Genomic DNA, 20,678 nt, shown 5'->3' with positions numbered 1-20,678 from the left:
CCCGAAGAGCGTGCTCCCCCCACCGGAGACCACACCCACCGGGGTGTAAAAAACACACCCTGAGCGGCGGGGGGCACCCCCCCGGCGGCTGCGGCGGGTTTTCCCGACCGCCTCTGAAAGTTTTGGTCCGAACATCGGATGAACGGCACACCATTTTCCGTGGGAGCCTGCCAGGCAGGACGGGGTACGGAGGTGGATGGTGGCGAGCAGGGACCCTCGGGAGGAGGAGTTCCGCGAGTTCGTCGCGGCCCGCTCGGGCGCGCTGCTGCGGACCGCGTACCTGCTCGCCGGTGACTGGGCCACCGCCGAGGACCTGCTCCAGACCGCGCTGACCAAGACGTACCTGGCCTGGAAGCGGCTGGGTGGCATCGAGGCCGTCGAGCCGTACGCCCGGCGGGTCATGATCAACACGTCGACCAGCTGGTGGCGGCGGCGCTGGCACGGTGAACGGCCGACCGAGGTGCTGCCCGAGCGCGCCGGGGTCGACGAGATCGAACAGCAGCTCGACCGGGACCTGCTGTGGCGGCACCTGAACGAACTCCCGGCCCGCCAGCGCGCGGTGCTGGTGCTGCGGTTCTACGAGGACATGTCCGAGGCCCAGACCGCCGCCCTGCTCGACATCTCGCCCGGCACGGTGAAGAGCCAGACCTCCCGTGCCCTGACCACGCTGCGGCGGCGGATGGGGGTCGCCGCCGCCGACCTCCCCGCCGAGCCGTCGACGCTGCGGCAGCGGTCGTCCCGTACCCCCGCTGCGGCGACGCCCGCCGAGGCGCCGCGCACCGGCGTGCGGGCGTCGCAGGCCGGCGCGCCGCCCACGGAGGACCGGTGAACGCCGCCCGTCCTCGTGACAACCTGACCGCGCCTCCGGCGCGTCCAACAGGCGTGACGCGGGACGAGCTGGAGCAGGCGGTGCGGGAGACCCTCACCCGGCAGGTCGCCGAGCCGCGCCTGCTCGCCGCCGACCACGCCGACGTCGCCATCCGGCGGGGCCAGCGGGCGCAGCGCCGCCGTACGGCCGTCGGCCTGGCCCTGGCCGCGGTCACCACGGTGACCGTCAGCACGGGGATCATGCAGCTCGTCCGCGACACCTCCGTCCCCGGTCCCGCCGTCGTCGTCCTCGGCGACCCCGAGGACTCCGGACGGCCCGCCCTGACCCCGGCGCTCCCGTTCCCCGCGCCGGCCGAGCCAGCGGCGGTCGACCTGATCGTCGGCGACGTGCTTCTCACCACCACCGAGCGGCAGGTGAGGCTGACCGGCGTGGGAGCCGTCGAGCGTGCCCAGCGGTCGCCCGACGCCGCCGGTTGGCTGCTCGTCGGTACCCCGTCGCCGGCCGGCCGCTCGCTGTGGGTCGTGCGGCCGAACGGTGTCGCGCAGGTGCTGCTCGCCGGTGCGGCCGAGATCGCGCTGTCCCGCGACGGGCGCCTGGTCGCCTGGCGGGAGGGCGGCGAGCTGATCAAGGGAAGCATCGTCAACAACCAGGTCATGACCGTGGCCCGGCACCCCCTGCCGGCCGGGGCGGCGCCGGTCGGCTTCGTCGGCGACGAGGTTCTGCTGCGGCTGCACGCGAAGCGCGGTGGTCACGGCCTGTGGGACCCGGTGACGGGCAGGACGGCGACGGAGGGCGGCGCGGGTACGCGCCACGTCTACGGCGTACGCCCGGACGGGCTGGTCGTCGGCCAGGTCCTCGCCGGTACGCCGCGCCGGCCGTGCCTCGCGTTGCTCGACCCGGCGAAGGCGCTGACCGTGGTGCGGACCGGCTGCGGTCCCGTGCTCGCCGACGACGGTCGGGGCGCGGTGTCACCAGACGGGCGCTGGTTGCTGGTGAACGGCGAGAGCGGTGCCCTCCTGGTGGACCTGGACCGGATGGGAGGCGCGCCGGTGGCCCGTCCGGCCGGGCCGGCCCTGACCGGGCCCGCCGCCTGGACCCCGGACGCGGCCGTCCACGTGGTCGACGGCAGCCGTCTCGCCCGGGTCGACCCCGAGCAGGTCCTGGCGGGGCAGGCCGTGCCGAGTGAGCCGCTGGCCGGCGTACCCGCCGACGTCCGCCCGCTGCCGGTCGCCGGCACCGGCTTCTGAGCAGGCCGATCCGCTCGCCCGGTAGCTTCAGGCGATGAGCCCGCGGATCGACCTGCACGCCCACTCCACCGCCAGCGACGGTACCCTCACCCCGGCCGAGCTGGTCCGGGCGGCGGCGGAGGCCGGCCTCGACGTGCTCGCGATCACCGACCACGACACCACCGCGGGTTGGGAACCCGCCGTCCGCGCGTTGCCGTCCGGACTGCGCCTGGTGCGCGGCGCCGAGTTGTCCTGCCGGTGGTACGGCGAGGAGCCGGCCGTGCCGCTGCACCTGCTCGCGTACCTCTTCGACCCGGACCACCCGGACCTGGTCGCGGAGCTGGCCCGGGTGCGTCTCGCGCGGGAGGAGCGCGGTGAGCGGATCGTCCGCCTGCTCCAGGCCGACGGCATCGAGGTGAGCTGGTCGGAGATCCTCGCCGGGGCGGGCGGCGGGACGGTCGGCCGGCCGCACATCGCCCAGGCGCTCATCCGGGCCGGGCTGGTCGCGACCACGACCGAGGCGTTCGGCCCGGACTGGTTGGGCGAGCGGTACCGGCTGCCGAAGGAGGACATCGAGGTCTTCCACGCGGTCCGGCTGGTCCTCGCGGCCGGGGGTGTCCCGGTCTTCGCGCATCCGCGCGCCACCCGGCGGGGACGCATCGTGCCCGACGAGCTGATCGCGGACCTCGCCGCCGCCGGGCTGGTGGGGCTGGAGGCCGACCACGAGGACCACTCGCCGGCGGAGCGGGCGCACGTCCGCGCCCTCGCCGCCGAGCTGGACCTGCTGGCGACCGGATCGTCGGACTTCCACGGCACCCACAAGACGGTCCGCCTGGGTGCGTTCACCACCGACGTCGAGGCGTACGAGCGGATCGCCGCCGCCGGGGTGACCGAGGTCGCTTCCGGGTGATCCGGGTTTCCGCCCCGGGTGGCGCGGCTAGGTTGATCCGGTGGATTTCAAGCTCTTCGGCGAGGCCTTCGTGACCCTGCTGGTGATCGTCGACCCGCCGGGCATGATGCCCATCTTCCTGGCGCTGACCGGGCCGCTGCCGGCCCGGGACCGGAACCGGGCGGCCTGGCAGGCCGTGGCGCTGGCGCTCGGCGTCATCGTGATCTTCGCGGTGGCCGGGCAGACCCTGCTCGACTACCTGCACGTGGACCTGCCCGCGCTCCAGGCCGCCGGTGGCCTGCTGCTCGTGCTCGTCGCCCTGGAGCTGCTCACCGGCAAGGCGGACGACCCCAGCCAGCAGGCCACCTCCAACATCGCCCTGGTGCCGCTGGGCACCCCGCTCCTCGCCGGCCCCGGCGCCATCGTGGCCACGATGCTCTTCGTCCAGCAGGCCGACGGCGCGGCCGACTACGGCGCCATCGCGGCCGCCATCGTCGCGGTGATGCTCGCGGTCTGGGTGGTGCTGCGCTTCTCCGGCGGGATCGTGAAGATCCTGCGCCCCGGCGGCATCGAGGTGCTGACCCGGATCGCCGGTCTGCTGCTGGCCGCGATCGCGGTGCAGCTCATCGCCGACGCGGTGGCCGCGTTCGTGAGCCAGTACCAGACCATGGGCTGATCCTGTCGCAGTCGGGTGGCAGGATCGCGGTGTGCGACGACCCGGCCGACCTTCCACCTCCCCGCCGCGACCCCGGGGCGCCGAGCCCGAGCAGCTCGGCTTCGAGGGCATGCCCGAGCGGCTGTTCGTCTGCACCCCCAGCAAGCTCGGGGCGTACGTCGACTGCCCGCGGCGTTACCGCTACTCCTACGTGGACCGGCCGGCCCCGCCGAAGGGGCCACCCTGGGCGCACAACTCGCTGGGCGCCAGTGTCCACACCGCACTGAAGAACTGGTACGCGCTGCCCGTCGAGCGCCGCCGCCCGGAGGTGCTCGCCACGCTGCTCAAGGGCACCTGGGTCCGCGACGGCTACCGGGACGACGAGCAGGAGCGGGCCGCGTACCGGCGGGCGCTGGGCTGGCTCGAGGCGTACGTGGCGACGCTCGACCCCGACACCGACCCCATCGGTGTGGAGCGGGTGGTCGCGGTGAAGACGGGGGTGCTGGCGTTCAACGGCCGCGCCGACCGCATCGACTCCCGCCCCGGGCCGGCCGGCCCGGAACTCGTCATCGTGGACTACAAGACCGGCCGCGCCGGGCTGGACGCCGACGACGCGCGCGGCTCGCAGGCGCTGGCGCTCTACGCGTACGCGGCCGAGCGGACCTTCCGCCGCCCCTGCCACCGGGTGGAGCTGCACCACCTGCCGACCGGTACGGTCGCCGCGCACGAGCACACCACGGAATCGCTCGCCCGGCAGCTCGGCCGCGCCGAGGAGACCGCCCGGGACATCATGGCCGCCGAGCGTGCGGTCGCCGACGGCGGCGACCCGGACCAGGCCTTCCCGGCCACGCCGGGGCCGCGCTGCGGCTGGTGCGACTACCGGCGCACCTGCCCGGCGGGGGCCGAGATACCGGGCAAGGACCCCTGGGCGGCCGTCGAGGGACGCACCTAGGCCTTGTTCGGCAGCGGGGCGTCGGCGAGCCGGGCGGCCCGCTCCTTGGCGGCCTGCTGCATCGGCCCCTCCCGCCACCGGCGGGGCACCGCCGCCAGCGCCAGCCGCAGCGCACGTACGGTCAGGTCGGCGGAGAGCGCGGTGGTGGGCAGGCCCAGCCCGCCGTACATCCGCCGGGCCCAGGCGGGCAGCAGTGCGAGCGCCGTCCCGGCGATGCCGAGGTACGCCCAGCGGGGCGGCCCGAGGGTGAGCCCGACCCGGGCCGGCAGGCTGAGCTTCCACGGCACCGGTGGGGCGGTGAGGAACAGCGCGGTCTCGGCCGCCTCGCGGGTCATCCGCAGCTCGGGCCGGATCGTGCGGTAGTACGCCGCCACGTCGGCTGCCGTTCCCGGGACGGTCTCCGGGTCCAGGCCGACCAGGGCGGCCGCCCGCCGCTGCTCGGTGTAGTAGCCGTCGATCTCGTCGGCGCTCAACCGCACCCCCGCCCGGCGTGCGGTGTCGAGGAACGACTCCACCTCGGTGACGTGCACCCACCGCAGCAGGTCGGGGTCGTCGATCCGGAACTCCTCGCCGGTGAACGGGTCGGTGGCGCGCATCCGCCCGTGCAGTCGGCGCAGCCGCCGCCCGGCCTCCTCCGCCTCGGCGGTCGTGCCGTAGATCGTGGTCCCCACATAGGTGGCGGTGCGGACCAGGCGGCCCCAGGCGTCCGACCGGTAGTTGCTGTTCTGCGCCACCCCGGTCATCGCCCTCGGATGCAGGGCCTGAAGGTAGAGCGAGCGCAGGCCGGCGACGATCAGGACCGGTTCCTCGTGCACCTTCCAGGTGACCGAACCGGGGCCGAAGAGGCCTACGTCGTCGGAGTCCACCGATCAAGAGTGCCACGACCGGGAACGCCCGGCCGGGGGTGCGGTCACTCGTCGGCGGAGCGCCGGGCCTGGCAGGTGGGGCAGAGGCCCCAGAAGGTCACTTCCGCCTCGTCCACCTCGAAGCCGTGGGCGGTGTGCGGGTCGAGGCAGGGCGCGCTGCCGACGGTGCAGTCGATGTCGGCGATCTCGCCGCAGCCCCGGCAGACCACGTGGTGGTGGTTGTCGCCGACGCGCGCCTCGTAACGGGCGGGACTGCCGGCGGGCTCGATCCGGCGGGACAGCCCGGCCCGGGACAGCGCGCCCAGCACGTCGTAGACCGCCTGGGTGGAGACGGAGTCGAGGCGCTCCCGGACTCGCCGGGTGATCTCGTCCACCTCGAGGTGGCCGCCGGCGGCGAGCACGTCGAGGACGGCGAGGCGCGGCCGCGTGACCCGAAGGCCCTTCGACCGGAGCAGCTCCTCACCCGTGGACATGTGCCAATGACAGCACGCGGGAGGTGGGTCGACAACCGAGCGCTGGAGCCGGGTGGCCCCGACCACAGCCGGGATGTTTCCGGAAACATTGTGAACCGGCCGGACCGGGTGCGCGTGTAGCCCCGGTGAGAGTCCCTGGGCGGGCGGGCCGGCGCACCGTAGGCTGACCTCCCGCGATCGCTCCCTGCCGGAGGTGCCGATGTTCAAGGAGATCCTGGGTCTACCGGCGCATGCGCTGGTGGTGCACGCGGTGGTCGTGTTCGTGCCCCTGCTCGCGCTGCTGTCGATCGCGTACGTGGCGCTGCCCCGGTTCCGGTCCCGCATCGACTGGGCGATCGTGCTGCTGGCGGTGGTGGCGCCGATCACGGCGTGGGTCGCGGTGCAGTCCGGCGAGGAACTGACCGACGTGTTCGTGGCTCGCGGGCTCCAGGGGCCGATCGTCGATCAGATCTTCGAGCACTCCCGGTACGGCGACCTCACCTTCCGGTACGTGCTTCCGCTCGCCATCGCCGCCGTCGTGCTGCTCGTGGTGACCAGCGGCCACCCGCGCGTCCCGAACCTGCCGTTCTGGGTGACGCCGGCGCTGTCGGTGGTGGTGGTCGTGCTGGCCGGTGCCAGCCTCGTCTACGTCTACCTCACCGGGCACAGCGGCGCCGAGGCCGTCTGGGGCAACACCCTCTGACGCGGCACCGCCTGACGCGGCACCGCCTGACGCGGCACCCTTTGACGCGGCGTCAGAAGATCAGCCGCGAGCAGAGCAGGCACATCAGCACCAGGAGCAGCACGCCGGCCACGGCGCCCACCGTCCAGGTGACGCGCTGCGCCCGCTGCTCGGCGAGGTCGAGTTCGGCCATGTCCTGCCGGGGCAGCTGCCGGGGCGGCGGTGGCTGCACGTGCAGGGGCGGGCGCCAGCCGCTCGGGGGCGGCGTGGTCGGCGGGGGACCGGCGTACCCGCCGGCCGGTGCCGGCTGCTGCGGTGCGGTGCCGGTCTGGTCCGGGGGTGGACCGTCGGCGCTCGGGCCGGGCCGCCGCCAGTAGTCGTCCGGGGAGCTGCCGGGGGTCGTCACGCCGTCCGACGCTACCAACGCACCGGCCGTCCGGCGTCCGGCGCGCGCTGTGGCCCCCGGATCGGCGCACCGGCGCGGACACCTCGCTGCGCTAGTCTTGCCGCTCGTGAGCACCGAGGACCCTGGGACGCGCGGCGACGACGACCGGCTCGTCGACCTGAGCGACGACGACTTGGTGATGCTGCCCGATCAGACCACCGACGACACCGACCGCGGCTGGGGCGAGCGCTCCGGAGGCAACGACGATTGGCTGCTGGAGCAGCGCCCGCCGCACTGGGACTGACCGTCAGGCGTGACGAAGGGCCCCGGGTACAACGACCGGGGGCCCTTCTTGGTACGTCAGGAGGAGCTGGCGCCGCTCGCGGCCGGGGCCTTGGTGGAGCCGCCGGAGGAGCCGTTCGACGACGAGGACGCGGACGTCGACGAGCTGGACGACGAGCCCGAGTCGCTGCTCGCGGCGGGCTTGCTGGCGGTGGTGCCGGAGTCGGAGCCGGACCCGGAGGAGCGGGAGTCGGTGCGGTAGAAGCCCGAGCCCTTGAACACGATGCCGACGGAGTTGAAGAGCTTCCGCAGCCGCCCCTCACACGCCGGGCACTCGGTCAGCGGCTCGTCAGAGAAGGACTGCACCGCCTCGAGCTGGTGGCCGCACGCGGTGCAGGCGTACTGGTACGTGGGCACGTTCTCCTCCGGTTCTGGTCCGGCCGGTTGGCACTCGACGTCTTCGAGTGCCAATGGTGCGTCATCGCCCCGGATTCGTCCAGCGGAAGTGTGGGGCGCGACACCTGCCGGCGCCGGGCTCACGCCGGCCGGGCGGCGTCCAGCGTACGCAGGCCGTCCCCCGGGGTGACCACCGCGCGGACCGGGCGGTCGTGCGGCTCGGCGGGCAGCTCGCCGACCAGCTCTCCGTCGTGCAGCGGCACCACGGTCAGCGCGGTCGCCGGGACCCGGGCGAGCGCGCGGTCGTACGAGCCGCCGCCCCGGCCCAGCCGAACGCCCCGGCGGTCCACGGCCAGCGCCGGCACCACCACCAGCTCGGCCTCGGCCACGGCGGTCACGCCGAGCCGGGGCCAGGTCGGCTCCCGCATCCCCCGCCCGGCGGCCACCAGCGCGTCCGGCCCGGTCCACGGCGCCCAGTCCAGGTCGAGGTCGTCGCGCAGCACCGGGAGCAGCAGTTCGGCGCCCGTCGGCAGCGCCGCGTCCAGCACCGCCGGCAGGTCCGGGCCACCCGGTTCGGAGGCCACCGGCACGTACGCGGTCATCCGGCGCGGGCGCAGCCGGCGTACCAGAGCCACCAGCTCGGCCTGGACGCGCCCGGCGGCGTCCGCCAGCTCCGCAGGGGTCAGCGCCCGGCGGCGGGCGAGCAGCGCGACCCGCGTATCCCGCTTCGCACCAGGGGTCACTTCCGCTTCATCAGAAAAATCCGGCACGCAACACTCCTGACGCAACGCTGGTCATGTGGTGGCTCTGTGCCAGCATCGCAAGCATCGGCCGGCGAAGTTCCGGGGGGACCGAGTGACACTGCGCGGGCGCCTGACCGCAGCCTTCCTGACGGTGGTGCTCGGCCCGGTCCTGGTCGGGGCGTTCTTCGTGGGGTCCGCCGTGGCGGCGGTCGACCGCAGCCGGTCCACCGAGCGGCTCGCGGTGGCCGCCGCCGCCGTGCGCACCTCGGTCGACGCCCTCTGCCAACAGCTCCGGGCCGCCGCCGACGCGGTGGCCCTCACCGAGGACCGCGCCGCCGCGGCCGGTCAGGTGGTCAGTCGCGGGCTGGCCGCCGCCGTGCTGGTCACCGACGTCGCGGGCGGTGTCGTCCACGCCACCACGGGCGCGCCCCCGACCCCCTGGCGGGACTGCTCGGCCGGCGTCCCGGCCGCCGGGCCGCTGCGGGCCCTGGCCGCCCGGGTGGACCTGCGGGACGCCGCCGGGGCGCCGCTGGGCACGGTCACCGCCGCGCAGCCGGTAGACCCGGCGTTCGTGGCGCGGCTCGCGGCGGTCACCGGGGTGGCGGTCACGCTGCTCGACGGCCCCGGGACGCCGGTCCGGCTCCGCCACACCACCGAGTCGGCCGGGGTACGCGACACGGTGCTCGCCGCCGCCGGCGGGCTGGACGGCGAGCGGGTCGCCGGCACCGCCGACGGCCGGTACGTGCGCCGGGTCGGCCCGTCGGACGGGCAGCCGCTGCCGCTGGTGCTGTCGGTCCCCAGCGACCAGCCGCCCGGCCTGTACGCGGCCCTGGTCGCCGCCGTGCTGCTGGCCGCCCTGCTGGCGGTGGCCGCCGCGTGGCGGCTGGCCCGGGTGACCACCCGGCCGCTGGTGGAGCTGGCCGGCGCGGTGGACCGGGTCGCCCGGGGCGACCTGACCGCGCGGGTGCCGGTGCGCAGCCGCGACGAACTCGGGCGGCTGGCCGGGGCGTTCAACCGGATGACCCGGGAGACCGGCACGTACGTGGCCGCCCTGACCAGCAGCCGGGACCAGCTGCGCGGGCACCTGGCGGTGCTGGGCGACACCCTGGCCAGCACCCACGACCTGCACCGCATCCTGCGGGTGATCCTGCACAGCGCGATCGCGGCCACCGGGGCCCGGGCCGGGGCGGTGCTGCTGGTGGACGCCGGTGGGGCGCTGGTCGCCCAGGCCACCGAGGGGCTGGCCGGCCCCGACGACCCGCCCGGACCGGTGCGGGTGCCGCTGGGCAGCGGTGTGGTGGGTGCGGTCGCGGTGACCGGGGAACCGCGTCGTGGCCGGGTGGAGCCGTCCGCCGTACCGCCGGGGGAGCCGCGTTGCCGCACGTACATCGCGGTGCCGTTCGCGGCCCCGGCGGACGCCGGCGGCGTGCGTCCCGACAGCGCCGCCCGGCCGGCCGGCGTGGCGGACGCCCCCACGACCGCGCTCGGTGTGCTGGCCCTCTACGACCGGCTCGGCGGCGACGAGTTCGACGACGACGACCTGGTCACGCTACGCACCTTCGCCGGCCACGCGGCCGTGGCGGTGGACAACGTGCGGGTCCACGAGGAGGCCCAGCGGCTGTCGCTGACCGACCCGCTCACCGGCCTCTGGAACTACCGCTACCTGCGGGAGTCGATCCGCCGGGAGGTGGAGCGGGCCAGCCGGTTCGGCCGGATGCTCAGCGTCCTCGCCCTCGACCTGGACCGCTTCAAGAACGTGAACGACACCTACGGGCACACCGCCGGGGACACGGTGCTCGCCGAGTTCGCCCGCCGGGTACGCGGCGAGATCCGCGAGGTGGACCTCGCGTTCCGGCAGGGCGGCGAGGAGTTCGTGGTGCTGCTGCCGGAGACCGACGCCCGGGGCGCGACCATCGTGGCGGAACGGCTCGCCGCCGCGATCCGGGGCACGCCGATCACCGTGGACGGGCCGGGTACGCCGGTCCTGGTGCCGGTGACCGTCTCCATCGGCATCGCCGTCTACCCGGACCACGGCAGCACCGGGCAGCAGGTGCTCGACGCCGCCGACGAGGCGTTGTACGCGGCGAAGGCCGGCGGGCGGGACACCTGGCGGGTCGCCGCCGTGACCCGCGCCGCCCCACCGGTCCGGGAGATCCCGGTGCCGGCCGGCGCGGTCACCCCGGACGACGGTCTGCCCCGGGCGGGTGCCCACCGCGAACTGCCCGCCGTCGACGGCGCGCCCGAGCCGGGGCTGGCCGCCCCCGGCGGCGGCGCGTCTTCCGGTCCTCACCCGCCACGGCAGAGCCGTGGCCGATAGTCTCGCGACATGTCGGAGCACTCAGCGAACCCCTCAACGACGGCCGCCGCGACCGGTCGTCCCCGCGCGGTCAAGGCCGTCATCCCGGCCGCCGGACTCGCCACCCGGTTCCTGCCGGCCACGAAGGCCGTGCCCAAGGAGCTGCTCCCGGTGGTCGACCGGCCGGTGCTGCAGTACATCGTCGAGGAGGCCACCCAGGCCGGCCTCAACGACGTCCTGCTGATCACCGGGCGGGGCAAGACGTCGATGGTGGACCACTTCGACCGCCGCCCCGACCTGGAGGAGCGGCTCGCGAAGAAGCCGGAGCTGCTGGCTGCCGTCAAGCGGACCGAGGAGCTGGCCGCCATCTACACCTGCCGGCAGCCGGAGCAGCTGGGCCTCGGCCACGCCGTCGGGTACGCCGAGTCGCACGTCGGCGACCAGCCCTTCGCGGTGCTGCTCGGCGACGAGTTCGTCAAGCAGTCCGAGCCGCTGCTGCCGGCCATGCTGGAGCTTCAGGCCCGCACCGGCGGCGTCGTGCTGGCCTTCTTCGAGGTCGACCCGGCCGAGACCACGCGGTACGGCATCGCGTCCGTCGAGCCGGCCGAGGCGGAGCTGACCGACATCGGCGAGGTCGTCAAGGTGACCGGCATGGTGGAGAAGCCGAAGCCGGAGGACGCCCCGAGCAACCTCGCCGTGCTCGGGCGCTACGTGCTGCCCGGGCGCATCTTCGACGCGATCCGTCGTACGGAGCCGGGCAGCGGCGGCGAGATCCAGCTCACCGACGCGATGGAGCTGCTGCGCACCGAGGGGGTGCCGGTCCACGCGATCGTCTACCGAGGCACCCGCTACGACACCGGCATGCCGCTGGGCTACCTCCAGACCGTCGTGCAGATCGCCGTCGAGCGCGACGACCTGGGCGCCGAGTTCCGCAAGTGGCTCGCCGAGTTCGTCAACTCCGACGCGTCGGGCGGTCCGAGTACATGACCGCGACGGCCGACGCCGAGGCGGCCGCGAACGAGTTGACGCCGCTCGCCGACTACCTGGGCAGTGTGCTGCGCAGGTTACGCGCGCTGCCTCCGCTCGACCTCGACCTCACCCAGGCGTACGGCAACGTGCTTGCCGAGGACGTCGTGGCGCCGCACTCCTTCCCCGCCTTCGACCAGGCGGCGGTGGACGGGTACGCGGCGCGCTGGGAGGACATCGCCGGTGGCGGCCGGGGCGTGGGGTACGTCCCGGCCCAGGCCGGTTCGCCGGGCGGGCGCGCCGTCCGGCTCAACGTGGTCGGTGACCTGGGCGCCGCGAGCTGGCGCCCGGTCCGGCTCACCCCCGGGGCGTGCTTCTCCGTCGCCGCCGGGGCGCCCCTGCCGATCGGCGCGGACGTGGTGGTCCCGGTGGAGTGGACCGACCAGGGCATGGCCGCGGTGGAGATCCACCGCGCCCCCAAGCGGGGGTACGGCGTCCGCAAGGCCGGTGAGGAACTGCCCGCCGGCACCCCGCTCGCCCGCGCCGGCACGTACGTCTCCCCGGCGCTGGTGGCGGTGCTCGCCGCCACCGGCATCGGGCACGTGGTGGTCCGCCCCAGCCCCCGGGTGGTCATCGTGGCCACCGGCGACGAACTCGTCGAGGTGGGCCGGGGCAGCCAGCCCGGCCAGGTCGTCGACGTCAACTCGCACGCGCTGACGGCCGCCGCTGCCGAGGTGGGGGCACTCGCGTACCGGGTGGGCATCTGCGACGACGACCCGGAGGGGCTGCGCGGCCTGCTGGAGGACCAGACGCTGCGCGCCGACCTCATCATCACCACCGGCGGCACCGGCATGGGGCCGGGCGACATGGTCCGGCGCATCCTGTCCCGCCGCGAGGGCAGCCGGGCCGGGCCGGTGACCTTCACCGAGGTGGCGCTCTACCCGGGCACCGCGCTCGGCTTCGGCACCGTCGGCCCCGAGGAGGTGCCGGTGGTCTGCCTGCCCGGCGAGCCGGCTGCCGCGCTGATCGGGTTCGAGGTGCTGGCCCGGCCCGCGATCAACCTGCTCGCCGGGGCGGAGCCGGTGTTCCGGCCCAGCGTCCGCGCCCACCTGCTGGAGACCATCTCCTCACCGGCCGGGCTGCGCGAGTTCCGCCCGGCGCACGTCGCCGAACGGCGCGGCGGCGGCTACACGGTCCAGCCGCTGCGCGGCGGGCCGCTGACGCTCTCCGGCCTGGCCGAGGCGAACGGGCTGATGGTGCTCGGCGAGCGGGTCACCACGGCCGCCGCCGGGTCCACCGTGGACGTGTTGCTGTTGGACCGGCGTCGATGAGTCTGCTTGCCCTGGGCCGCTTCTCCGGCGGAGGATCGGCCGGGTGAGCCTTCTGGGACGCCGTACGCCCGGCTGGCCGGTCGTACTCGCGGACGGTCCGGTGCTGCTGCGGCCGTACCGGCGCTCCGACGCCGCGGCCTGGTCCGAGGTGCGCCGCGCCAACGAGGCCTGGCTCGCACCCTGGGAGTCGTCCCTGCCCGGCAGCTGGCACGAGCTGAACTCGCCCGCCGCCTTCCGCTGGGTCCACCGCGACCAGCGCCGCTCCGCGCGCCTCGGCGAGGGCATGCCGTTCGCGGTCTGCCTGCGCGAGAGCGGTCGAGAGAGTCTCGTCGGGCACCTCAACATCGGCAGCATCGTGCGCCGGGCGTTCTGCTCCGGCTACGTCGGCTACTGGGTGGACTCCCGGGTGGCCGGCCGCGGCCTCATCCCGACCGCGCTGGCCCTCGCCGTCGACCACGCGTTCGGCCCCGGCGGGCTGCACCGGGTCGAGGTCAACATCCGCCCGGAGAACCGGCCGTCCCGGCGGGTGGTGGAGAAACTGGGCTTCCGCGAGGAGGCGTACCACGTGCGCTACATGCACATCGACGGTGCGTGGCGTGACCACATCGGGTACGCGATGACCAGCGAGGAGGTCGCCGCCGAGGGCGGGTTGTCGGCCCGCTGGCACCGGCTGCGCGCCGCAACCGGGTGAACTGTCGCACCCGTGACGATCGGCGCGGCGTGTCACTATCAGGCACGACCGCCCGTAACCTCAGGTAACTGCAAGCTGCGGCAAGCGCGGCCCGCCCGTACGATCCTCGCCCCCGAGGCTGATCGGTGAAAGATCCTGCGGTCGGGTGGCGGTTGCTCCGAACTCGGTGACGGGAGGGGTGAGGGTGCCGACGTCGGTGCTCCTCGCCGTCCTCGCCGCCGCCGGCCTGCTCGCCCTCGCGCCGGCGCTGGTCCGCCGGTACGACGCCACCGAGCGGCTGGCGGCGGAGCGGGCGCAGTCGACGGCGCGGGTGCTCCAGCGCCGCCGGCGGCGTCGTACTGTCCCCGGTCACCGTCCGGTGAACCCGCCGCGTGCCCTCATCGTCACATTGAGTGAGGATTCCGGGTCGGGACGCCTCACCGCGCCCGTCTCGGCGCCGCCCGCACCGTCCCGTCGATCGGACCGGCTGCGGACGGCTCCGCCGGCCGGCCGCGCCGCCGGGGCCGCCCGCCGTCGCCCGCCGCGCCACCGCCACCACACCCCGGCCGTCTACCGGCGCCGCCGGGTGCTCGCCGCGCTGCTGCTGCTCAACACGGTCGAGCTGGTCGGCGTGCTGGTGGTGGGCCCCGGCTTCTGGATCAGCTTCGCGGTCACCGGCACGCTCCTCATCGTGTACGTCGTGCACCTGCGCTCCCACGCGCTCACCGACCAGCGGCGCCGGCGCGCGCAGGCCCGCGAGGCCGCCTGGCTGGCCGCCCGCCAGGCCGAGGTGCGTCGTGAGCAGGCCCGCCGCGCGGCGGCCCGCAGGGAGGCGCAGCGCCGGTTGGCGGCCCAGCGGGAGGCCGTCCGGCGTACCGCGATGGGCCTGGACCGTCCGGCCGACCTGCCGGCGGCGGCGAGTGGGGGCACGGTCTCCTACCGGCGTACGGGTGGCCTCCGCGGCCGCCCCTACCAGTCCGGCCGCGGCACCCACTCGGCCTGATCGTGCCGGCGTCGGCACGGCCAGGTCTCCGGGCGGGGCCGGGCGAGCGCGCAACTTCCGGGAAGTCGCGGTGTCCGAGTCCTCCGCTGGACACCGCGACTTCCGGTAAGTCGCGTGGATCATGACGGGATTCCGGCGCGCCGGGGGTGATTCGCGGGGAGGGCCGGTGACCTGTTAGCCTTGTCGCCGGCCCGCCCGGTGAATGCCGGGTGGGACCGACGCCGGCACGCCGGCGGAGGGGCTGTGGCGCAGACCGGTAGCGCACCTCGTTCGCATCGAGGGGGTCAGGGGTTCAAATCCCCTCAGCTCCACCCAGCTCAAAGGCCGTTTCCCGTTGTGGGAGGCGGCCTTTTCTGATCTTGTACAACAGAGAAGGGCAGCAGTTGCCGACCCGGGGCTCGATGGAGCCGATCGCGAGCTGATCCGGCCGCGGCAGAGATGCATCGTCAGGTGGATCAGCCCCTGCTCGTGGTGAACCGTGCAGCCCAGTTCGTAGGCCGCACAGTGGACACTGAACCGGAATCCACCCGTCCGACCGCTACCGCCGCAACCGGAGGTCATGGCACTCTGCGGGACGAATAACCAGTAGACGGGGGTTTCTGGTGACGGTGGCCGACTCCGGCCCGGGGCGGCGCGGCGCACGCCGACAGGCCCGTTGGCCGCTCGTCCTGTACGCGATCTGCCTGGTGGCGGCCCTGGCTGCTGCCTTGGCTGCGGCCGTTCCGCGGTCGCCGCAGCAGGGCGGCGGCATCGCGGCGGCCCGGCTCACCGCCCTTTTCGACACCTACGGCGACGCCTCCGGCCAGTGGAGCGGCGCCGACCGGACGGCGTCGGTACGGCTTCCCGACGGCCGCATCCTCTGGCTCTTCTCCGACACGTTCCTCGGCGCCGTCAACGCGGACGGCTCGCGACCGCGCACCGCGCCGTTCATCCACAACTCGGCCGTGGTGCAGCAGGGCGACGAGCTGCGCGAGACCGTGCACGGCGGCACGGCCGAGGTGCCGGCGTCGCTGGTGCCGCCGCCGGCGGCCGGCCAGTTCTACTGGATCGGCGACGCCCAGGTCGTCGGCGAGACGCTCCAGGTGCTGGTCAACCGCTACCGCCGCACCGGCGCCGGGCCGCTGGACCACGTCCTGATGGGCACCGCGCTGGCCACCTTCACGCTGCCGGCGCTCACCCCGACCGGGGTCCGACCGTTGCCGCTCGACGACCGGATCTCCTGGGGCTCCGCCCTACTGCGGGACGGCGGGCACACCTACGTGTACGGCACCGAGGCGGCCGGCGAGGCGAAGTTCGCGCACGTCGCCCGGATCGCCGGTGACGACCTGAGCGGCGCGTGGGAGTTCTGGACCGGCACCACCTGGGTGCCGCAGGTCGCCGCCTCGGCCCGTGTGCTGAGCGGCGTCGGCACAGCGTACGGGGTGCAGCGGGTCGGCGGGCGGTACGTGCTCGTCACCCACGAGAACAACCTGGCGCTCAGCGCCGAGCTGGTGGCGTACTCCGCGGCCGGACCGACCGGGCCGTTCGAGGGGCCCGACTACCTGTACCGGGCACCGGAGAACGCGGCCGGGCACATCGTCTACGACGCCGACCTGCACCCGGAGCTGGCCAGGCCCGGCAAGCTGTTGATCTCGTACAACGTCAACAACTTCGACGACGCGGTCACGTACGCCGACGCCGCCGTCTACCGGCCGCGCTTCGTGGAGGCCGACTGGCCGCGCCGCCGGCCGGACCGGCGGGACCTGCCGCCGGCACCGGAGGAGCTGACCGCCGTGGCCCAGGGTGCCGGGAACGCCGACCTGGCCTGGCGCGCGGGGCGAGCCGACGACGAGCTGCGGCACCAGGTGCACCGGCGCGACGTCACCGCCGGACAGACCCACTTCGTCCGGCTCGGCGAGCCGACGACCGCGACCCGCTGGTCTGCCGATTTCCTGGTCAACGGCCACGAATACGAGTTCCAGGTGACCACCGTCGGGCAGCGTGGCGAGAGCCCGCCGTCGCCGGTGGCCCGGATGACGGCCACGGTGCCGCCGCCACCGCCTCCCGGCGGCCTGCGCGCGGTGGCCGGGGTCGCCGGGGACGTCGCGTTGAGCTGGGATCCGCTGCCGTTCGTCCAGGTGTTCCGGGTGTACCGGCGCGACATCACCGAGGGCCGGCCGGACGCGACGCTGGTCGGCACCTACATCGGCACCAGCGCCACCGTGCGGTCGCTGTGGCACGCCCGGACGTACGAGTTCACCCTGGTCGCGGTCGGCGGCGGCGGGAACAGCCCACCCTCGGCGCCAGCCCGGGCGACCGCCTTCGTCACCCCGCCCGCCCCGCCCGCCGGGCTCACCGCCGTTCCACTGACCGACGGGAACGTACGGGTGACCTGGAAGACGCTGGGGTCGGGCATCTCCTACCGGGTCTACCGCCGGGACCTCACCCGGAAGCAGACCCGCCTCGACATGCCCTCGCTGGACACCCAGCCCGAGCACCTCGCCCTGCACCTCGAACACGACCACGAGCACGAGTTCGCGGTGAGCGCGGTCAACAGCGGCGGCGAGGGGGCCCTCTCCGCCCCGGTGCGGGTCCGTGCCCGGTTCACCCCGCCCCAGGTCGCGCCGCGCGACCTACGGGCCAAGGCCGGGGTGGGCAGCGTCGAGTTGACCTGGCGGTCGTCGGTGCCGGGCGGGTGGCACCGGGTCTACCGGCGCGACCTCACCGCACGGGAGCGGGAGTTCACCGAGGAGAAGGTGCCCGTGCAGGGCGACCGGGCCACCATCGCGCTGCTGCGCAACGGCCACGAGTACGAGTTCGCGGTGGCCGCGGTCAACCAGGCCGGTCCCGGCCCCTTGAGCGAACCCGTCCGGGCAACGCCCCAACTGCCCACCCCGACCGGGCTCGTCGCGACGGCGGCCGGCTCCGACGAGGTGCGACTGAGCTGGCAGTCGGCCGGTCCCGGGTTCGCCTACCGGGTGTACCTACGGGACGCGACCGCCGGGGAGGCGTGGCGGGCCGACCAGAATTCGGTGACCGAGACCCAGTCGACTGCCGTGCTGCTGGTCGAGGGCCACCGGTACGAGTTCCGAGTCACCACCACCGACGACACCACCGAGAGTCAGCCCAGCGAGACGGTCGCGGTGACGGTGCGGTGAGCCGGGTCAGTCGCCCTCAACCAGCCGAGAACCACGTGTAGTCCGAGGCGGTCGCACCCATGTCCGGATCTTCGTAGGCACCACCGACACCCACCCGTAACGGCAAGGGCCGTCTTCCCGAGCGGGAAGACGGCCCTTGCCGGTGCAAGCGGCTCAGCCGGGGATCTCGCGGGGGTCGCGGCTGCGGGGGTAGGTGTTCTTCTCGCCGATGGTGCCGTCCTGCTTCTTGATTACGTGCTCGGCGTCGCGCTGCTTGGCCATCTCCCGGCCGGTGGCCTCCGCCTCCGCCTTGGTGTCGTGCACGCTGCTCGCACGCTTGTTGCCCTCGGGACGGTTCTTCCACTGGCCGTCCTGCGGGTACGTCTCGATGTCGCCCTTTGCCATGGTCGTGGCCTCCCTGGTCGGCATGGTCGGTCACGAATATCTGCCCGAGATCGTGGGTGCCTGAAACGTCCCAAGAGGTCAGTCGTACGTCAGAGCGGGGCTCCGCCGAAGCCGACTCGTTGCCGTCGGATCGACGTACGTGATCTTCCGTACGCCGTTCTCGTACGTCTCCCGCTTCGCCGGCTCCAACCCTCGCGCGGTCGCCGCCGCCACCCGCGTGTCCAGGTCGCCACCTCAGGACCGATGGCCGCCCCGGGGCACCGGAGGCGGCCATCGAGCGACGAAGATCAGGTGGTGAAGTTGTCCGGGGTGTCCCGGGCGTCCTCCTGGACGTGCTCGCCCGGCCGTTGGCCGCGGATCTCGTCGTGCTTCCGTACCCGTTCCGCCTCGGACCGCTCGTTCCGGTTCAAGTCGCCCATCCGGGCCCGAGCCGGGCCGGCGAGCTGCTCGATGTTGTCGGTCGCCCGCTCCACGCTCATGTCGCCTCCCCTGTCGGCGCGGCGGACAGGGTAGTTCCCCGCCCCGTGGCACGCGTCCCCGTCAGCAGGGAGGTGAAACGGGCCGGCCTCATCCGTCCCGGCGCACCCGATACGTGAGGTGCGTCACGCCGGTGCCCTCCACGGCGCCCGGATGGGGCCTTCCAGCTGAAGCGGCGCGATCTTCAGGTGGAGTCGACGCCGCGGTCATCCGTCTCGACACCATCCCGGAAGGATTATCCGGCCGAGGCGGGGTGCCCGTCGCCTCTCGGGCCGGCGCTGCGACCCGACGTCGGCGGAGGCGTGGTATTGCGGAACGCCAGGGACGCGCCGGGATCCCTTCGTAGACTCGGCGGCGTGCCCGAGATCGTCCAGTTGCTGGCCTCGCCCGTGCACCGCTACGTGGGCCGGCCCGCGGACGGTCCGGCGCCCGCGCCGCCCGGCGAACTCGTCGACGAGGTGCACCTCCGGGCCGGCCTGGGCATCGTGGGTGACCGCTACTTCGGCAAGCCGGCGCACCGCAACGCGAGCGTCACGGTGATCGCCCGGGAGTCGCTGCCGCCGGGCGTGGACCTGGTGCAGGTACGGCGGAACATCCTCACCGCCGGCATCGGGGTGGACGACCTGGTCGGCTCGGTGCTCACGCTCGACTCGGGTGACGGGCCGGTCCGGCTCCAGGTGAACCGCCCGGCGAACCCCTGCGCGTGGATGGACGTCACGATCGGTCCGGGCGCGTTCCGTGCGCTGCGCCGCAAGGGCGGCGTCCGCTGCACACCACTGGACGACGGCGTCCTCCGCGTCGGCCCGGTCTCCGTCGCGGTCGAAACCTAGGTGGGACCGGCCACCGGACGAAGATCCGAGGCACCAGGGTCCCCCTCGCGCTTCGGGAAACGTGAAGGGACGGTCACTCCGGATGCAGGACGGCCGCGGTGCGGACCAGCGCCGGCTCGACGGCGAAGCGGCCGGAGATGACGGCCGGCGGGTCGACGACCGGGGCGTCGGCCACCCGGGCGGGGGCGATCCGGGCGGTGAACGTCCCGGCCTCCGGGTCCAGTTCCACATGCGCGTCGTGGAAGTCCAGCCAGGTGCCGACCAGCGGGTTCCACACCTTGTAGACCGTCTCCTTGGCGCTGAACACGACCGCCGGCCAGGAGACGCCCACCGGCAGCCGCGCCAGGTGATCCTCCTCCTCGTCCAGGAGGATCGCGCGGCGTACCCCCGGGGTGAGGTCCTTGTGCTGTTCGGCGTCGAGGCCGACGGACCGGACCTCCCCGGCGCGGGCGACCGCGGCGGCGCAGTAGCCGCGGGTGTGGGTGATCGCGCCGACCACCCCGGCCGGCCAGACCGGTGCGCGGTCGGCTGCGGCCGGCACCGCGGTCGGCGGCAGGCCGAGCGCGGCGATGGCACGCCGGGCGCAGACGCGGCCGGCGGTGAAGTCACGCCGCCGGCTCTCGACCGCGCGTTCGCCGAGGCAGGCCAGCTCGGCGGGCAGCAGGTCGCCCACCCAGTCGGCGGACTCGGCCACCACGACCGCGACCACCGGTGGCAGCAGGTCACGCATCGGAGCTCCCGGACAGGTACGACGTGACGCGCTCCCGCCCGGCGGGCACCCGGTCCACCGTCAGCTTGTCGACGACCATGGTCGGTCAACGTACCGCAACCCTGTAACGCCGGAGCGTTTCGCGGCGCTGAACGGGCCGGTACCCGGTGGTGCGAGGGCCGTCCACTGGCGATGGCAACTGCCCTGGGCCGGGTCGAGACGCGGCTGCGAGAGGGAGCGCGATGACCGGTGCTGCGGAATCCCCGTTGTCCACGGCGGGGGAACATGCCCCGTCCCCTCCCGAATGGACCTGTGGAACCTGTGGCGCCGACTGGCCGTGCGAGCCGAAGCGCGACCTGCTGCTGAGGGAGTACCGACTCGATCGCGGCATGCTGGCCGTGTACCTCGGGTCCTGCCTCGCCGCCGCCACCCAGGACCTGCCGCCGCCGGCCGGCACGTCGCTGCAGGACCGGTTCATGGGCTGGCTGCCCCGGCAGCCGAGGCCCATCTGACCCGGA

Annotated in this window: 23 protein-coding genes and 1 tRNA gene; 16 read left to right on the top strand and 8 right to left on the bottom strand. The window is 74.4% G+C overall.

Features of this window, described 5'->3' with window-relative positions:
- Positions 1-199 precede the first annotated feature (199 nt).
- Genes HCJ94_RS12830 through HCJ94_RS12810 form a run of 5 tightly spaced genes read left to right on the top strand, consistent with a single transcriptional unit; the run spans position 200 to position 4,551 of the window.
- Entirely contained in the window at positions 200-829 is a 630-nt protein-coding gene (locus HCJ94_RS12830) for a SigE family RNA polymerase sigma factor (protein ID WP_309227240.1), read from the top strand.
- Positions 830-882: 53 nt separating this feature from the next.
- The gene (locus HCJ94_RS12825) at positions 883-2,076 is read left to right on the top strand and encodes a hypothetical protein (protein WP_309227239.1); all 1,194 of its coding nucleotides are present in this window, start codon (positions 883-885) and stop codon (positions 2,074-2,076) included.
- 34 nt (positions 2,077-2,110) lie between these two features.
- Positions 2,111-2,965: a PHP domain-containing protein gene (locus tag HCJ94_RS12820; protein ID WP_168001223.1), complete on the top strand. Its 855-nt coding sequence runs from the start codon at positions 2,111-2,113 to the stop codon at positions 2,963-2,965.
- Between the two features lie 40 nt (positions 2,966-3,005).
- Complete coding sequence (locus tag HCJ94_RS12815) at positions 3,006-3,620, top strand: MarC family protein (protein ID WP_168001222.1); 615 nt, start codon at positions 3,006-3,008, stop codon at positions 3,618-3,620.
- Positions 3,621-3,651: 31 nt separating this feature from the next.
- Positions 3,652-4,551: a RecB family exonuclease gene (locus HCJ94_RS12810; RefSeq protein WP_168001221.1), complete on the top strand. Its 900-nt coding sequence runs from the start codon at positions 3,652-3,654 to the stop codon at positions 4,549-4,551.
- Here HCJ94_RS12810 and HCJ94_RS12805 read toward each other — a convergent pair.
- Together HCJ94_RS12805 and HCJ94_RS12800 are read right to left on the bottom strand one after the other, a co-directional pair.
- Positions 4,548-5,417, bottom strand: coding sequence for an oxygenase MpaB family protein (locus tag HCJ94_RS12805; RefSeq protein WP_168001220.1), 870 nt, complete (start codon positions 5,415-5,417; stop codon positions 4,548-4,550). The genes HCJ94_RS12810 and HCJ94_RS12805 overlap by 4 nt on opposite strands.
- Positions 5,418-5,461: 44 nt before the next feature.
- Entirely contained in the window at positions 5,462-5,890 is a 429-nt protein-coding gene (locus tag HCJ94_RS12800) for a Fur family transcriptional regulator (protein WP_168001219.1), read from the bottom strand.
- A gap of 199 nt (positions 5,891-6,089) precedes the next feature.
- On the opposite strand from HCJ94_RS12800, the gene HCJ94_RS12795 reads away from it, so the two are divergent.
- A complete protein-coding gene (locus tag HCJ94_RS12795; protein ID WP_168001218.1) occupies positions 6,090-6,572 on the top strand; it encodes a DUF2231 domain-containing protein in 483 nt (160 codons plus the stop codon).
- Positions 6,573-6,624: 52 nt separating this feature from the next.
- Here HCJ94_RS12795 and HCJ94_RS12790 read toward each other — a convergent pair whose 3' ends face one another.
- Positions 6,625-6,957 carry a hypothetical protein gene (locus HCJ94_RS12790; protein WP_168001217.1) on the bottom strand — a complete coding sequence of 111 codons (333 nt, stop codon included), beginning with the start codon at positions 6,955-6,957 and terminating at the stop codon, positions 6,625-6,627.
- A gap of 106 nt (positions 6,958-7,063) precedes the next feature.
- Between HCJ94_RS12790 and HCJ94_RS12785 the strand changes: the two genes are divergently transcribed.
- A complete protein-coding gene (locus tag HCJ94_RS12785) occupies positions 7,064-7,240 on the top strand; it encodes a hypothetical protein (protein ID WP_168001216.1) in 177 nt (58 codons plus the stop codon).
- Between the two features lie 56 nt (positions 7,241-7,296).
- Here the strand turns inward: HCJ94_RS12785 and HCJ94_RS31455 are convergent, their stop codons facing one another.
- Both HCJ94_RS31455 and HCJ94_RS12775 read right to left on the bottom strand, forming a co-directional pair.
- Positions 7,297-7,635 carry an FmdB family zinc ribbon protein gene (locus tag HCJ94_RS31455; RefSeq protein WP_168001215.1) on the bottom strand — a complete coding sequence of 113 codons (339 nt, stop codon included), beginning with the start codon at positions 7,633-7,635 and terminating at the stop codon, positions 7,297-7,299.
- 119 nt (positions 7,636-7,754) lie between these two features.
- A complete protein-coding gene (locus HCJ94_RS12775; RefSeq protein WP_309227238.1) occupies positions 7,755-8,357 on the bottom strand; it encodes a 5-formyltetrahydrofolate cyclo-ligase in 603 nt (200 codons plus the stop codon).
- Positions 8,358-8,469: 112 nt separating this feature from the next.
- On the opposite strand from HCJ94_RS12775, the gene HCJ94_RS12770 reads away from it, so the two are divergent.
- The 7 genes from HCJ94_RS12770 (at position 8,470) to HCJ94_RS31170 (ending at position 17,760) form a co-directional block, all read left to right on the top strand.
- A complete protein-coding gene (locus tag HCJ94_RS12770) occupies positions 8,470-10,674 on the top strand; it encodes a GGDEF domain-containing protein (protein WP_168001213.1) in 2,205 nt (734 codons plus the stop codon).
- Between the two features lie 9 nt (positions 10,675-10,683).
- The gene (locus tag HCJ94_RS12765) at positions 10,684-11,640 is read left to right on the top strand and encodes a UTP--glucose-1-phosphate uridylyltransferase (protein WP_168001212.1); all 957 of its coding nucleotides are present in this window, start codon (positions 10,684-10,686) and stop codon (positions 11,638-11,640) included.
- The gene (locus HCJ94_RS12760) at positions 11,637-12,950 is read left to right on the top strand and encodes a molybdopterin molybdotransferase MoeA (protein WP_168001211.1); all 1,314 of its coding nucleotides are present in this window, start codon (positions 11,637-11,639) and stop codon (positions 12,948-12,950) included. Before HCJ94_RS12765 ends, HCJ94_RS12760 begins: the two co-directional genes overlap by 4 nt.
- Before the next feature lie 43 nt (positions 12,951-12,993).
- Positions 12,994-13,641, top strand: coding sequence for a GNAT family N-acetyltransferase (locus tag HCJ94_RS12755; protein WP_168001210.1), 648 nt, complete (start codon positions 12,994-12,996; stop codon positions 13,639-13,641).
- Positions 13,642-13,819: 178 nt separating this feature from the next.
- Positions 13,820-14,623, top strand: coding sequence for a divisome protein SepX/GlpR (gene sepX / locus HCJ94_RS12750; RefSeq protein ID WP_309227242.1), 804 nt, complete (start codon positions 13,820-13,822; stop codon positions 14,621-14,623).
- 237 nt (positions 14,624-14,860) lie between these two features.
- A tRNA-Ala gene (locus HCJ94_RS12745) sits at positions 14,861-14,934 on the top strand.
- 291 nt (positions 14,935-15,225) lie between these two features.
- Positions 15,226-17,760, top strand: a complete 2,535-nt coding sequence (locus HCJ94_RS31170; protein ID WP_168001208.1) for a DUF5005 domain-containing protein — start codon at positions 15,226-15,228, stop codon at positions 17,758-17,760.
- A gap of 153 nt (positions 17,761-17,913) precedes the next feature.
- Here the strand turns inward: HCJ94_RS31170 and HCJ94_RS12735 are convergent, their stop codons facing one another.
- Both HCJ94_RS12735 and HCJ94_RS12725 read right to left on the bottom strand, forming a co-directional pair.
- Complete coding sequence (locus HCJ94_RS12735; protein ID WP_168001207.1) at positions 17,914-18,144, bottom strand: DUF2188 domain-containing protein; 231 nt, start codon at positions 18,142-18,144, stop codon at positions 17,914-17,916.
- A 287-nt stretch (positions 18,145-18,431) separates the two neighbouring features.
- A complete protein-coding gene (locus HCJ94_RS12725) occupies positions 18,432-18,623 on the bottom strand; it encodes a general stress protein CsbD (RefSeq protein ID WP_168001206.1) in 192 nt (63 codons plus the stop codon).
- Between the two features lie 354 nt (positions 18,624-18,977).
- Between HCJ94_RS12725 and HCJ94_RS12720 the strand changes: the two genes are divergently transcribed.
- Entirely contained in the window at positions 18,978-19,451 is a 474-nt protein-coding gene (locus HCJ94_RS12720; protein ID WP_168001205.1) for a molybdenum cofactor biosysynthesis protein, read from the top strand.
- Positions 19,452-19,524: 73 nt separating this feature from the next.
- Here the strand turns inward: HCJ94_RS12720 and HCJ94_RS12715 are convergent, their stop codons facing one another.
- A complete protein-coding gene (locus tag HCJ94_RS12715; protein WP_168001204.1) occupies positions 19,525-20,181 on the bottom strand; it encodes a 4'-phosphopantetheinyl transferase family protein in 657 nt (218 codons plus the stop codon).
- Positions 20,182-20,549: 368 nt separating this feature from the next.
- Here HCJ94_RS12715 and HCJ94_RS30760 point away from each other — a divergent pair, with 368 nt between their 5' ends.
- Positions 20,550-20,672 carry a hypothetical protein gene (locus tag HCJ94_RS30760; protein WP_255481006.1) on the top strand — a complete coding sequence of 41 codons (123 nt, stop codon included), beginning with the start codon at positions 20,550-20,552 and terminating at the stop codon, positions 20,670-20,672.
- Positions 20,673-20,678: the final 6 nt, after the last annotated feature.

Origin of the sequence: Micromonospora thermarum (assembly GCF_012034245.1) — a bacterium.
Taxonomy (GTDB): Bacteria; Actinomycetota; Actinomycetes; order Mycobacteriales; family Micromonosporaceae; genus Micromonospora; species Micromonospora thermarum.
The sequence above is the reverse complement of the archived record's forward strand: the minus strand, read 5'-3'. Positions and strand labels throughout refer to the sequence as shown.